General features: G+C 66.5%; 11 protein-coding genes and 2 tRNA genes. 12 read left to right on the top strand and 1 reads right to left on the bottom strand.

The features are described 5' to 3' along the window. Positions 1 to 52 precede the first annotated feature (52 nt). The 8 genes from D7X99_RS16925 (at position 53) to D7X99_RS16890 (ending at position 7246) form a co-directional block, all read left to right on the top strand. Positions 53 to 124 (top strand) — tRNA-Val (locus tag D7X99_RS16925). An 88-nt stretch (positions 125 to 212) separates the two neighbouring features. Then, the gene (gene thrS, locus D7X99_RS16920; protein ID WP_121778708.1) at positions 213 to 2141 is read left to right on the top strand and encodes a threonine--tRNA ligase; all 1929 of its coding nucleotides are present in this window, start codon (positions 213 to 215) and stop codon (positions 2139 to 2141) included. Positions 2142 to 2337: 196 nt separating this feature from the next. Then, positions 2338 to 2544, top strand: a complete 207-nt coding sequence (rpmI, locus tag D7X99_RS16915) for a 50S ribosomal protein L35 (protein ID WP_120566087.1) — start codon at positions 2338 to 2340, stop codon at positions 2542 to 2544. Positions 2545 to 2635: 91 nt separating this feature from the next. Then, positions 2636 to 2983 (top strand): 50S ribosomal protein L20, encoded by a 348-nt coding sequence (gene rplT / locus D7X99_RS16910; protein ID WP_014397247.1) that lies wholly within the window; start codon positions 2636 to 2638, stop codon positions 2981 to 2983. 123 nt (positions 2984 to 3106) lie between these two features. Then, positions 3107 to 4156, top strand: coding sequence for a phenylalanine--tRNA ligase subunit alpha (gene pheS / locus D7X99_RS16905; RefSeq protein WP_121778707.1), 1050 nt, complete (start codon positions 3107 to 3109; stop codon positions 4154 to 4156). A 30-nt stretch (positions 4157 to 4186) separates the two neighbouring features. Then, complete coding sequence (pheT, locus tag D7X99_RS16900) at positions 4187 to 6601, top strand: phenylalanine--tRNA ligase subunit beta (protein WP_121778706.1); 2415 nt, start codon at positions 4187 to 4189, stop codon at positions 6599 to 6601. Between the two features lie 94 nt (positions 6602 to 6695). Then, on the top strand, positions 6696 to 7082 hold the full coding sequence (locus D7X99_RS16895; protein WP_014397244.1) for an integration host factor subunit alpha: 387 nt from the start codon (positions 6696 to 6698) through the stop codon (positions 7080 to 7082). A gap of 87 nt (positions 7083 to 7169) precedes the next feature. Then, positions 7170 to 7246, top strand: a tRNA-Pro gene (locus tag D7X99_RS16890). A 417-nt stretch (positions 7247 to 7663) separates the two neighbouring features. On the opposite strand, the gene istA is transcribed toward D7X99_RS16890, so the two are convergent. Then, the gene (gene istA / locus D7X99_RS16885; protein ID WP_121778705.1) at positions 7664 to 9058 is read right to left on the bottom strand and encodes an IS21 family transposase; all 1395 of its coding nucleotides are present in this window, start codon (positions 9056 to 9058) and stop codon (positions 7664 to 7666) included. A 241-nt stretch (positions 9059 to 9299) separates the two neighbouring features. Between istA and D7X99_RS16880 the strand changes: the two genes are divergently transcribed. The 4 genes from D7X99_RS16880 to D7X99_RS42835 all read left to right on the top strand — a co-directional run bounded on the left by D7X99_RS16880 (position 9300) and on the right by D7X99_RS42835 (position 13194). Further along, entirely contained in the window at positions 9300 to 10139 is an 840-nt protein-coding gene (locus D7X99_RS16880; RefSeq protein WP_121778704.1) for a hypothetical protein, read from the top strand. A gap of 58 nt (positions 10140 to 10197) precedes the next feature. After that, positions 10198 to 11244, top strand: a complete 1047-nt coding sequence (locus D7X99_RS16875; RefSeq protein WP_121778703.1) for an MAC/perforin domain-containing protein — start codon at positions 10198 to 10200, stop codon at positions 11242 to 11244. Positions 11245 to 11312: 68 nt separating this feature from the next. Further along, on the top strand, positions 11313 to 12305 hold the full coding sequence (locus D7X99_RS16870) for a cupin domain-containing protein (protein ID WP_121778702.1): 993 nt from the start codon (positions 11313 to 11315) through the stop codon (positions 12303 to 12305). Between the two features lies 1 nt (position 12306). Beyond that, the gene (locus D7X99_RS42835; RefSeq protein ID WP_158627022.1) at positions 12307 to 13194 is read left to right on the top strand and encodes a hypothetical protein; all 888 of its coding nucleotides are present in this window, start codon (positions 12307 to 12309) and stop codon (positions 13192 to 13194) included. Positions 13195 to 13265: the final 71 nt, after the last annotated feature.

The raw sequence follows: 13265 nt of genomic DNA, 5'->3' as shown, positions 1-13265 counted from the left end.
TCCTTGACAGGTGTGGGAGCCCGCTGTTATTCCCCGCGCCCATCCGCACGACGGGTCGTTAGCTCAGCGGTAGAGCACTACCTTGACACGGTAGGGGTCAGTGGTTCGATCCCACTACGACCCATCATCAGTAAGCGTTCCATCTCGCGGGCGGCCGGCTTTCTCAAAAGCCTGCCGCCCGTACTTTTTTCCAGCGCAGAGGTTTATCCGCCATGTCCGAATCCATCACGGTGACGCTCCCCGACGGCAGCCAGAAGCAGACCGCCCGGGGCACGACCATCGCGGACTTCGTGAAGGGCAGCATCGGCGTGGGGCTCGCGAAGGCGGCCCTGTTCGCCCGGGTCAACGGTCAGGACATGGACCTGGCCCGGACGCTCGACGAGGACGCGAAGCTGCAGATCTTCACGTCCAAGAGCCCGGAAGGCCTGGACCTCATCCGTCACGACGCCGCGCACGTGGTGGCCAGCGCCGTGCAGAAGCTGTTCCCCGGCACGCAGGTGACCATCGGTCCGTCGACGGAGGAGGGCTTCTACTACGACTTCTTCCGCGAGAAGCCCTTCACGCCGGAGGAGCTGGAGAAGATTGAAGCGGCCGCCAACGCGGAGCTCAAGCAGGACGCGCCCTTCGTCCGCACCGAGATCTCCATGGAGGACGCCATCAAGCTCTTCGAGGAGAAGGGCGAGAAGTTCAAGGTGGAGATCGTCAAGGACATCGCCGCCAAGGGCGCCAAGACGCTCACGCTCTACACCCACGGCGACTGGGTGGACTTCTGCCTGGGGCCTCACGCGCCCAGCACGGGGAAGATCGGCGTCATCAAGATCCTCTCCTCCAGCGGCGCGTACTGGCGCGGCGATCACCGCAACCCCATGCTCCAGCGCGTGTACGGCACCGCCTTCTTCGACAAGAAGGCGCTGGAGGCCTACGTCACGCGCATTGAAGAGGCGCGCAAGCGCGACCACCGCAAGCTGGGCAAGGAGTTGGATCTCTTCCACTTCCACCCGTACTCGCCGGGCGCGGCCTTCTGGACGCCCAAGGGCACCGCGCTCTATCAGACGCTGTCGGACTGGATGCGCTCGCTCACGGCCGGTGATGGCTACCTGGAGATCAAGACGCCCCTGATGTTCAACAAGGGCCTCTGGGAGACGAGCGGCCACTGGGGCAAGTACAAGGAGAACATGTTCCTGGTGCTCGACAGCGAGTCCGGCGAGCACGACTTCTCCCTCAAGCCGATGAACTGCCCGTCGCACCACCTGTTCTACGGCTTCAAGAAGCACAGCTACCGCGACCTGCCCCTGCGCCTGCACACCCAGGACGTGCTCCACCGCAACGAGGCCGCGGGCTCCCTGGGCGGCCTCACCCGCGTGCGCCAGTTCGCGCAGGACGACGCGCACATCTACTGCATGGAGAGCCAGATCACCGACGAGGTGCGGCGCTTCGTGAAGCTGCTGGACCGCGTCTACAAGGCGGTGGGCCTCACCTACGCGGTGAAGCTGTCCACGCGCCCCGAGCAGCGCCTGGGTGACGAATCCCTTTGGGATCGCGCGGAAGGCGGCCTCAAGGCGGCGCTGGAGTCGCTGGGCCTGGAGTACGAGCTGGCCCCCGGTGACGGCGCCTTCTACGGCCCGAAGATCGACTTCGCCGTGTCCGACAGCATCGGCCGCAAGTGGCAGCTGGGCACCATGCAGCTGGACTACCTGGCCCCGGAGCGCTTCGACCTCACCTACGTGGGCGAGGACAACGCCCCGCACCGCCCGGTGGTCCTCCACCGCGCCATCTTCGGCTCCTTCGAGCGCTTCACCGCCATCCTCATCGAGCACTTCGCCGGCGCCTTCCCGGCGTGGCTGGCCCCGGTGCAGGCCATCCTCGTCACCGTGGCGGACCGTCAGATGGACTACGCCCGCAAGGTGCGCGACGACCTGCGCGCCAAGGGCTTCCGCGTGGAGCTGGACGAGCGCGGCATCACGCTCAACGCGAAGATCCGCGAAGCCCAGCTGCAGAAGATCCCCTTCACCCTGGTGGTGGGCGACAACGAGGTGGAGGCTGGCGCCGTGGCCCCCCGTCGCTACGGCGGCGAGGACCTGAAGACGATGAAGTACGCCGACTTCGAGGCGCTCCTCATCAAGGAAGCCACGCTGCCCTGAACGGCAGTGCAGGGGATTTGACTTTTCGTGTGGGTCGCGGCTGTGGTTTCTGCGATGGCTGTAGGAAACGCTACCCCCATCGCATCAAAAGAGTGATAGAGGCTTTCGCCCAAAGCGTCCGGGAACCGTGTGTCCCGGACCGCCGTCAGTCACGAAGATTGCCGGCCGATAGGAAGCAGAAGGAAGGTTTGGGATCATGCCCAAGTTGAAGACCCGCAGCGCCGCGAAGAAGCGCTTCCACGTGAAGAAGAGCGGCCAGGTGAAGTTCGGCAAGGCGTTCAGCAAGCACCTGTTCACCTTCTCCAAGACGGCCAAGCAGAAGCGCGGCAACCGTGGCACGGGCCACCTGCGCGACATGGACGCGAAGAAGGTCATCAAGGAGCTGTTCCCCTACGGCGCCTGAGTCGTCCTCGGGTTTGAACCAACCGTGAGTCCAGGCGGAGCGGCGTGAAGCCAGCGCCCCGGGGCTCCCTTCCAGAAGTCAGGAGTGTGTCATGCGCGTCAAAAAGGGTTTCAAGGCTCGTCGTCGTCGTAATCGCATTCTCAAGCTTGCGAAGGGCTTCCGCGGCCGTCGCAAGAACTGCTACCGCCGTGCGAACCAGGCCGTCGAGCGCGCCCTGGACTACGCCACCCGCGACCGCGCGGTGCGCAAGCGCAACTTCCGCTCGCTGTGGATCGTCCGCATCAACGCGGCCGCTCGCACCGTGGGCCTGTCCTACTCGAAGCTGATCGCCGGCCTGGCGAAGGCGAAGATCTCCCTGGACCGCAAGGTCCTGTCGGATCTGGCCATCGCGGACCCCGCGGGCTTTGCCGCCATCGCCAACATCGCGAAGGCAGCCTGAGACACGGCCGGCGGTGACGCCGGCTTCCGAAGCTGAAACGGGCTGCCTCCACCAGGGGGCGGCCCTTTTTTTTGCCCGGCGCCAGAGGCGACCGGGGCGTGAATGGAAGGCGGGAAGAGGACCATGCGAGACCGGTTGCAGGCGTTGGCGGACGCGGCGCGCCAGGAGATCTCCGGCGTGTCGGAGCCCTCGCAGGTGGAGGCGTTGCGCATCCGCTACCTGGGCAAGAAGGGTGAGCTGTCCGCGGTGCTGGGCGGCATGGGCAAGCTGCCCCCCGACGAGCGGCGCGCGTTGGGAGAAATCGCCAACACCGTCAAGGCGGAACTGGAGCAGCTGCTGGCGGACGCCACGAAGCGCGCGGAAGACGCCGCGCTGGAGGCCCAGCTGAAGGGCCCCAAGCTGGACGTGACGCTGCCCGGGCGCGCGGTGCTGCTCGGCGGACGGCACCCAGTGTCGCGCACGATGGAGGACATCGTCCGCACGTTCGCGCGGCTCGGGTTCGAGGTGGCCGTGGGCCCGGAGATCGAGCTCGACTACTTCAACTTCGAGGCGCTGAACCTGCCCAAGGATCACCCCGCGCGGGACATGCAGGACACGTTCTACGTGGACGAGCCCAGCCTGGGCCACGCGAAGAAGGCGGACAGCCCGTCGCTGCTGCGCACGCACACTTCGCCGGTGCAGGTGCGGCACATGCTGTCGCGCAAGCCGCCCATCCGCGCGGTGATGCCGGGCCGGGTGTACCGGCGGGATTCGGACATCACGCACACGCCCATGTTCCACCAGGTGGAAGGCCTGCTCGTGGACAAGGACGTGAGCTTCGCGGAGCTGAAGGGCACGCTGGACGCGTTCGTGAAGGCGTTCTTCGGCTCGGAGACGCGCACGCGCTTCCGCCCGTCGTTCTTCCCCTTCACGGAGCCCTCCGCGGAGGTGGACGTCACCTGTGCGTCGTGCGGTGGCAAGGGCTGCCGCGTGTGCAAGCAGACCGGCTGGCTGGAGGTGCTGGGCAGCGGCATGGTGCACCCGAACGTCTTCACCGCCGCGGGTTACGACCCGAAGGAGGTGACGGGCTACGCGTTCGGCATGGGCGTGGAGCGACTGGCCATGCTGCGCTACGGCATCGACGACCTGCGGATGATGTTCGAAAACGACGCGCGCTTCCTCGCGCAGTTCTGATTCCGGCCCACCAGGAAAGAGGACAACCCTGTGAAGATTTCAGTGAAGTGGCTGGGTGATTACGTCGCGCTGCCGCCGTCCGTGGACGAGCTGGCGCGCAAGCTGACCGCGGCGGGCCTGGAGATCGAGGGCGTGGAGCGCCCCGGCGAGGGCCTGCGCGGCGTGGTGGTGGCGCAGATCCGCGAGTCGGTGCAGCACCCCAACGCGGACAAGCTGTCCGTCACGCAGGTGGACATCGGCGGCTCCGCGCTGTTCCAGGTGGTGTGCGGCGCGAAGAACTTCAAGGTCGGCGACAAGGTGCCGCTGGCCACGGTGGGTGCGAAGCTGCCCAACGGTATGGAGATCAAGCAGGCCGCGCTCCGGGGCGTGGACAGCTTCGGCATGCTCTGCTCCTCGAAGGAGCTGGGCATCACGGAGGATTCGTCCGGCCTCCTCATCCTGCCCGCGGACACGAAGCTGGGCATCCCCATCGCGGAGGCCCTGGGGCTGGATGACTCCGTGCTGGAGGTGAACGTCACCCCGAACCGGCCGGACGCGCTCAGCCACCTGGGCATCGCGCGCGAGGTGGGCGTGGTGACGGGCGCAGCGTTGAAGCCGCCGCAGCCGAAGCCCGCCGAGTCCGGCAAGCCCGTGGCGGAGCTGGTGAAGGTGCGCATCGACGCGAAGGAGCGCTGCTCGCGCTACGCGGCGCGCGTGGTGGAGGGCGTCACCATCCAGCCGTCGCCGCAGTGGATGCAGGACCGGCTGAAGGCGTGCGGCGTGCGCGCCATCAACAACGTGGTGGACGTCACCAACTTCGTGCTCCTGGAGTACGGCCAGCCGCTGCACGCGTTCGACCTGGAGAAGGTGGCGGGCCAGGAGATCATCGTCCGCACCGCGAAGGCGGGCGAGAAGCTGCGCACGCTGGATGACAAGGAGCGCACGCTGGACGCGGACGACCTGGTCATCGCGGACCGCGACCGGGCGCAGGCGCTGGCGGGCGTGATGGGCGGCGGCGACAGCGAGGTGACGCAGGGCACGAAGCGCATCGTCATCGAGTCCGCGCACTTCCACGGTTCCGGCGTGCGCCGGTCCGCGAAGCGCTACGCGCTGCACACGGAGGCGTCGCACCGCTTCGAGCGCGGGGCGGACCTGGACGCGGTGCTGCCGGCGTTGGACCGGGCCGCGCAGCTCATCGCGGAGCTGTCGGGTGGCACGGTGGTGCCGGGGAGGGTGGACGTGCAGCCCGAGCCCCTGGCGCCGCGCCGGGCGACGCTGCGCTACGCGCGGGTGGAGAAGGTGCTGGGCGTGGCGGTGCCGGAGACGGAGGTCCGGCGCATCCTGACGGCGCTGGGCTTCAAGTCCGTGGAGGAGTCCCAGGGGCAGACGACGTACGAGGTGCCCCGGGCGCGGGTGGACGTGGAGCGCGAGGAGGACCTGATGGAGGAGGTCGCCCGCGTGTACGGCTACGACAACATCCCGGCGCGGCTGCCGCGAGGGCTGGAGACGCTGGCGCCGGAGCCGCTGTCCATGGAGGCCGAGCGCCGGCTGCGCCACGCGCTGGGCGGCGTGGGGCTGTCCGAGGTGGTGAACTACTCGTTCGTCGCGCCGAAGTCGCTGGAGGTGCTGGGCGGGAAGGAAGCGCCCATCGCGCTGATGAACCCGCTGAGCGTCGAGCAGTCGGTGATGCGCACGAGCCTGCTGCCGGGCCTGCTGGAGAACCTGTCACGCAGCGTGCGCCACCAGGTGGAGTCGGTGGGCCTCTACGAGACGGGCCGGGCGTACTTCCGGGACGCGCAGGGCGGGCAGGGCATGCGCCCGGCGGCTCGCGAGGTGCCGCGCGTGGCGGGCCTGGTGTGGGGCCTGCGAGGCGGTGGCCGGAGCTGGACGCAGAAGGACTCGCGCGTGGACTTCTACGACGCGAAGGGTGCGGTGGAGGCGCTGCTGCACGCGCTGCACGTGGAGGGCGCGGCGTTCACTCCGGCGGAGGCGCCTGCGTACCACCCGCGGAGCTGCGCGCAGGTGGCGTTGAGCGACGGGACGGTGCTGGGCCTGGTGGGCGAGGTGCACCCGCGCGTGACGAAGGCGCTGGGGCTGCCGGAGGGTGTGTTCGTGTTCGAGCTGGACACGGATCCGCTGTACGCGGCGGCGCGGCTGGTGCCTCAGGCGGCGGCGCTGCCCAAGTATCCGGCGGTGCTGCGCGACCTGGCGGTGGTGGTGCCGCTGGAGCTGCGCAACGAGGAGGTGCGCCGGGTGATCCTGGAGGTGGGGGCGCCGCTGGTGGAGGACGCGCTCGTGTTCGACGTCTACACGGGCAAGCCCATCCCCGAGGGGAAGAAGAACCTGGCGTACGCCTTGAGGTACCGCTCGCCCGAGCGGACGCTGACCGACGCGGAGGTCACGGCGGCCCACCAGCGCATCATCACGGAGGTGAACCAGCGGCTGGGGGCGGCGCTGCGCGCCTGAATTCCTGAATGAAGTCAGGACGTTGACACGGTTCGGGGAAGGCTGACACCATGCCCCGCGTTCACCGGCCAATCACGGGTGCCAGAGGACTCGCATGACGAAAGCGGACATCATCGAGGGGGTCTACGAGAAGGTCGGCTTCTCCAAGAAGGAGTCGGCGGAGATCGTCGAGCTCGTCTTCGACACCGTGAAGGAGACGTTGGAGCGCGGGGACAAGATCAAGATCTCCGGGTTCGGAAACTTCCAGGTGCGCCAGAAGAAGGCGCGAGTGGGGCGCAACCCGCAGACGGGCAAGGAGATCGAGATCAGCGCCCGCCGGGTGCTGACCTTCCGGCCGAGCCAGGTGTTGAAGAGTGCCCTGAACGGCGAGGCACCCCCGGAGAACCACGCGGAGATCGACGCGCAGGAAGAGGCGGCGGCGGACGCGGCGGAGGCCCGGGGCGAGGACTTCGACGAGGGAATGGAAGAGGGCGACGAGTAGGTTTTTTTCATCGGCGCCCCTCACCTCCTGCTTGACCTGAAACGAGGGCAGGGGCATAAGGGCGCACCGTTTCACGACGGCCGTTTTCGGGGCGTAGCGCAGCCTGGTAGCGCACTTGCTTGGGGTGCAAGTGGTCGCAGGTTCAAATCCTGTCGCCCCGACCAAATAGAGGCCCTGGAGTTTCCGGTGCAAGCCGGTGACTCCAGGGCCTTTGTTTTTTCCGCGAGCGCGCAGGATCCAGCAGCAGAGTAACAGCAAGCAGTGTGGGCTCGATGCCAGCAGGGACGCAGGGCTTGCGGTACGGGCTCGGTGAAGCCTGAAGCCAGGGTCCCGAACGCGAGTGGGTGAAGCCCTTGCGCATGTCCTCCACATCGCGGCTTGGGCCAGAGCTGCATGCTCCAGCGGGGCAGGGCTTGGAAGCGGCGTGACTCCTCCGCTCCGCATGATCGCAGGAGATTGGTCCGCGAGGCCCTGAACGACGTCGGTGGCTATGAGCGAGCTTCACGGAGCACCTGGCCCGAGCCATCCGCAAGTGCGGTGTCACCCAGGTCCTCGCCACCTACGCCAACATCCTTGAAGAGCTATACCTCCGACCCAATGCCGCCATTCTCGTCGTGGAGCCGCCCCACCGCGAGGTGCTGCGCTCTCCGAACGCCGCCGTCCTCCTGGAGCGATGGTTCACCCCTTCCGAACTCATTGGTGAGGATGTCCTCACCCAGCCTCGCGGCTCGTCCTTCCCAGTAGCTGCGGCTGCGGTGGCGCAGGTCCGCACGGTGCTGGGGCAGGTGCGCCTCGTGGGTGCTGTAGAGGCCACTGCCGCGCCGGGCGTGCGTGGCCACGCGCACGTCGTCCGCGTAGGCCTCCAGGCTTGCGTCGGTGACGCGCAGCCAGACTTCGCCGCCGATGAGGCGCCAGGGCACCGAGTAGAAGCGCCTGTCGAAGAGGACGTGGCTGTCCTGGTGGACGCGCGCGGCCTTCCAGAGGACGGGCGTGAAACGCTTCGCGAGCAGGGGCCGCAGGGCGGGCAACTCCTCCTCGCGAAAGACATCCACGGGGCGCCGTCCTGTCGTCCCGTGCCGCCGCACGTTGGCCACCTCCGTCAGCCAGCGCTTCAAGTCCGCGCGCACGACGTCGGTGTCTTGCCCCTCGCGGCCCTTGAAGAAGTTGGACTGGACGTACTTGACGCCCGCTTCCACCTTGCCCTTCTTCTGGGGCGCGTAGGGCGGCGTCGGGTCCACCTTGAAGCCTTGGTGCCGCGCCACCTCGCGGTAGCCTCGGTTGAGGGCGGACGGCTCGTCCGGGGTGAAGGCCGCGCGCAGCACGGCGGCCTTCAAGTTGTCCGGCACTACCGTCTCCACCACGCATCCCAGCTGCTCGAAGGCCTCCACGTGCAACCGCAGCCACGTCGGCAGCGACTGCTCGAAGACGACGTCCGCCACCAGGTAGCGGCTGTGCGCCAGCACCAGGACGAAAACCCAGGCCTTCCTCGGCACCCTCTGCTTCGGGCACAGCAGCTTCCCCACGTAGCCAAAGTCCACCTGCGCCACCTCGCCCGCCGCGGTGACGACGGGAATGGCGACATCCTGCGCCCTCACGCCCCTCGCTTTGCGCAGCTGCCGCACCATTCGCTTCACCGCCGAGTCGCTGGCGCTGAAACCCTCCACTTCCAGGCGCAGCCTGTCGTGGATGGCGCGTGCACCCAGCCCCTGGGCAAGCCACGCCTCCACGCGCGGCTGCCACTCCACCAGCGATGACGTCTGCTGCGCGGGCACCTTCGGTGGCCGGTGCTCCAGCACCAGCACCTTGAGCGCCTCCAACTCGGGCACCTCCTCCGGGCGCCCCTCCAGCATTCCCGCCCTCGTGAGCGCCGCGCGGTACGCCCGCTCCGTATTCGGGCCCATCCTCAACAGCCGGGCCACTTCGCGCGCACCCGTCCCCATCCGGTGCAGGCGCACCAGCTCTCTCAACCTGTCCATGTCGACTCTCCGGGCCCGGTGTGACTCCAAGTCGTTGGAGCCAGCACTGGCGGTGCGTTAGACCCCTCCGCGTGACAGAGCGCTGACGCGTCACGGACGGGCCATGACACGTCAGGGCGCCGTGTAGGGAATTTCGGTTTATTTCGGCTTTGATGTTATTTCGGCTATTTGCGAAGCCTGACGACTGGCATTGCCCTTGCGATAGGCGCCTGCACATCCAACCCCAGCCAGGGACGCCCGCATGTCGCTCGTGAGTTGCAACCCACTGAACCAGCTCTTCCAGCAGGGCATCATGACCGTCAAGGTCTGCTACAACATGGCGGACGCCGCCGCCAAGCTGGCCAATGAGCAGCAGATCAAGGCCTACTCGAACCTCCCGGGCGTGCCGGACCTCACCACCCCGTTGATGGTGGAGAACGTCATCAACACCAAGAACAGCCAGCTGGTCGACAATGGCAAGGGCGTCATCATTCCGCCCAACACCTATATCGGCTTCCAGATTGGATTTGGCTGTCAGGTGGGATTTGGCTTTGGCATCGAAATCCTCCCGAGTGCCATCACCGTCGTCGGTAACAACTCCCTCATCCTGCCCCGTTCGTCCGTGCCGTCCTCCAACGAATGGATCACCGCCACCCAATACGCGTTCTTCTCGGACAACAAGTACGACGGGGACACGATTTATGTCTACGACGATGCCTTCGGTGAGCACCCGCTGGACGAGCAGATCGCGACCAACTCCTACCAGATTCGTATCACTTGCACCCCGTTGAAGTCCTGGACCGACAGCGGCAACCATAAGTACTCCGCGACGCGGTTGAGCCTGGATCCCCCCTCGAACCCGCCACATCTGACCGGCAATCTGAGCGCGGACAGCGGAGGCGACATCAACGTGCATCCCGGCACGATCACCGGTGGCGGCACCTCCGGCGAGAAGTACGGAGGGTGCAACGGCTACGAGACGGCCGACAACCTGGCGGTCTCGATGGTGTTCGATGTCTTCGTGGTCAATCAGAAATATTACAACTCGCAGACCTATCAATTCTATTCGTCGCCGAATAATGGCGACGGATTGAACGACTAGCGCCGCCGGGTTGATGACCTCCTGCTGAGTAGACTCTTTCGCGAAGGAAATAACGAAAATGACCCTCCAGAAGCTCAAGAGTTCAGATGACCTCCCCAGCGATCCGTATGATTTCACCGCCCAGGACTGGCTCCACCTGTTCGCGGACCGTGGCCTCTTCCACGCCATGGTCATCACCGAGGAGGTGAACCCCTCCAACGTGTTCAGCATCCGTCAGGCATTGCAGCTCACGTCGCCGACCCTGGTCCTCCCGGATCCGACCCACCCCGGGAACAATCCGACCTTCCAGTGGCTCATCCCGAACCTCACCGCGCAGATCCACACGGTGGAGACCTTCTCCCAGACGGAGCACACGTACCACGAGCAGGGGTACGACGTGACGAAGGCGAACATCGGTGTCCCCGGCATCTTCAGCGTGAGTCATGAGCACGACCACGAGTACACGAAGGACCAGTCGTTTTCGGAGACGGACTACTTCGTCACCAGCATGTACCGCGTCCCCAAGCTGGAGATTGGCTTCAGTGACGGGGCGATGACGCTGACGGATGACTTCGTCAGTGCGCTGCGGGAGGCCTCTACGCTCGGTGTCAACGATGCGCGCTCCTACGGCCGGATCGTGAGCGTGCTGAACGACTGGGGCCACTACTACGTGAAGAAGCTGGACCTGGGCGGGCTCCTGTTTGGCACGGACTCCAAGAAGGTGACCAGCCTGAGCCAGGGACAGAGCTTCTCGGACAGCGTGTCCACGGGCTTCGAGGTCAAGCTGGAGGTGGAGGACGTGCCCATCTCTGGAGGAGCCAATAACGGTCACGGGCATGGGTCCTCCTCGAACGACAGTTCCGTGGAGGCGGACAACAACGTCACCATCACCGTGATTGGTGGCAATGGGTCGCTCATCGGCAAGTACCCCGCATGGGCTGACTCCCTGAACGGCAACTACGTGAGCTGGCACATCATCAACACTCTCACGCTGGAGCCTGTCATCAACCTCATCCCCGACAAGACGCTGCGCAACCAGGTCGCGGCCATCCTCATCAACAAGGACGGCGTCACGCCGTACACGCAGACCATCTCCAACGACGGGCGGGATGACTTGAACGACTGACGTGGAATCCCCGGGGCGGCGCATGCCCCCATGCGCCGCCCCGCCGCGTTCCCCTGGACCGAGCCGCCATGAAATACACGACCGAACACCTGCTGAAGCCTGTCTCTCCGGACGCATTCCTGCGGACGTACTTCGAGAAGGAAAGGCTGCTGATCCGCCGGGGAGACGCGGAATACTATTCAGGCCTCTTCGGCATTGAGGAGATGCTGGCGTTCCTGCAGAAGGAGAACAACGCCTATCCCCATGTGCGGATGGTGAAGGACGGCCGCGAGACCTCGTACAACGAATTCTCGTCCTCCGTGTCGTACAAGGAGTCCCGGGTCAACTTCAACCACGTCATCAACCGTGAGCGTGTGTCGCGCTTGTTCCTGGAACAGGGACACTCGGTGATTGTCTATCAATCGCAGACGGCGCTGGACCCCATCCGGCGGCTCTGCGACACGCTGGAGCAGGAGTGGCGGGTGCGGATGCAGGCGAACCTGTACATGACACCCGCGGGCGCGCAGGGCTTCACGCTCCACTACGACACGCACGACGCCTTCATCCTGCAACTGGAGGGGGAGAAGCGCTGGCGGCTCTACGACAAGCCCATCCACCTGCCCTATGACGGCGAGCCGATGCAGAACCCGGAGCAGCACCGGCCCTCGCTGAACTGCGTGTTCGACGAGGTGCTGCGCAAGGGAGACCTGTTGTACCTGCCCCGGGGGCATTTCCACGACGTGAGCGCCACGGACGTGCATTCGCTGCACATGACGGTGGGGCTCCTGACCAGCCCCTGGCAGTCGCTGTTCCGGAGGGTGGTGGAGCAACTCGAGAAAGAGGACTTCATGCGCGCCACCGTCCCGCTGGCGGTCTGGCAGCAGGGAGAGTTGCCGGCGTTCAAGGATGCGCTGAAGGCCGCGGTGATGGCGGGCCTGGAGACGAAGCTGGACGGGCTGGTGGAGGAATACCTGGGCCGGAACACGGGAGGGAGCGCCTCCGCTGGAATCAACAGGATGGCGCGGTCCTTCTCGGAGCAGGCCCGGCCTCGGCTCCGGGCGGTCTCGGGCGGGGGAGGGTGACATGGAACGCATCCCCGTCCCCACCCAGCTGTACCTCCAGGGCGGGCAGGTCATGCTCCAGACGGCGGAGCTGTCTCCGGCTGTCTATGAAGCGCCCTTCATGTCCGACGGCCTCCAGCAGGCGTTGGAGGCGGGGACGTTCTTCCGGGCGTGTCCGGTGAAGGACCTGCCGGAGGACGGGGCGTTGCCGGCGGGGCTCATCTTCCACGTCTCGCGGTGTGGGAGCACGCTGGTGAGCCAGATGCTGGGGACGCTCCCGGGCGTGCGGGCGGTGAGCGAGCCCGAGGTGCTGTCGCGCTACCTGCTTCATTGCGCCCAGGGGGTGTGTGCCTTCGACGCGGACGAGTTCCGCCGGTTGGTCCGGATCCTGGGGCGGGGGAGCGGGCGCCATGTCATCAAGTTCTCGTCATGGAACCTGGTGTTCCTGGACCGGATCCGGGAGGCGTTGCCGGACGTGCCCTGGGGATTCCTGACGCGCGACGCGACGGAGGTGATGGCGTCCAACTTCCGAAACCCGTCAGCACCCTTGCGGTGGTACCGGAGCGGCGACCCGAGGTTCAAGACGTGCTTCCCGGATTGGCCCGGCGCTGAGCGTGGCGCGCCGGAAGCCTTCTTCGCGTGGTGCCTGTCCCGCTACGCGCATGCGGCCCGGCGGCACGCGGGCCCCCTGGGCGCGTGGGTGGACTACGCGCAGCTGCCCGGCGCGGTGCCCGGCCACCTCCTGTCCCACTTCGGGCTGGAGGCGGACGCGGCGCAGAGGGCACGGATGGAGGAGAAGAGCCGCTACCGCTCGAAGGGAAACACCCGGGAGGCGTTCGTGCCCGATGGGGCGGTGAAGCGGGCGGAGGCCACGAAACCCATCCGGGAGGCCGTGACGCGCTGGCTCTAACGGCGCCAAGGTGCCGCCCTCGCAGGAATCATGCACTCTCATTTTCGCTGAAATCCCAGGGACAGCGGCAA

Source organism: Corallococcus sp. AB032C (genome assembly GCF_003668935.1).
GTDB lineage: Bacteria > Myxococcota > Myxococcia > Myxococcales > Myxococcaceae > Corallococcus > Corallococcus exiguus.
Note: the sequence above shows the minus strand (reverse complement) of the source record. Positions and strands in the feature narration are given on the sequence as shown.

Coding starts and splice junctions, on each gene's coding strand:
- thrS (WP_121778708.1), top strand. CDS start 213: ATGTCCGAATCCATCACGGTGACGCTCCCCGACGGCAGCCAGAAGCAG.
- rplT (WP_014397247.1), top strand. CDS start 2,636: ATGCGCGTCAAAAAGGGTTTCAAGGCTCGTCGTCGTCGTAATCGCATT.
- D7X99_RS16895 (WP_014397244.1), top strand. CDS start 6,696: ATGACGAAAGCGGACATCATCGAGGGGGTCTACGAGAAGGTCGGCTTC.
- D7X99_RS16870 (WP_121778702.1), top strand. CDS start 11,313: ATGAAATACACGACCGAACACCTGCTGAAGCCTGTCTCTCCGGACGCA.
- D7X99_RS42835 (WP_158627022.1), top strand. CDS start 12,307: ATGGAACGCATCCCCGTCCCCACCCAGCTGTACCTCCAGGGCGGGCAG.
- istA (WP_121778705.1), bottom strand. CDS start 9,058: ATGGACAGGTTGAGAGAGCTGGTGCGCCTGCACCGGATGGGGACGGGT.
- rpmI (WP_120566087.1), top strand. CDS start 2,338: ATGCCCAAGTTGAAGACCCGCAGCGCCGCGAAGAAGCGCTTCCACGTG.
- pheS (WP_121778707.1), top strand. CDS start 3,107: ATGCGAGACCGGTTGCAGGCGTTGGCGGACGCGGCGCGCCAGGAGATC.
- D7X99_RS16875 (WP_121778703.1), top strand. CDS start 10,198: ATGACCCTCCAGAAGCTCAAGAGTTCAGATGACCTCCCCAGCGATCCG.
- D7X99_RS16880 (WP_121778704.1), top strand. CDS start 9,300: ATGTCGCTCGTGAGTTGCAACCCACTGAACCAGCTCTTCCAGCAGGGC.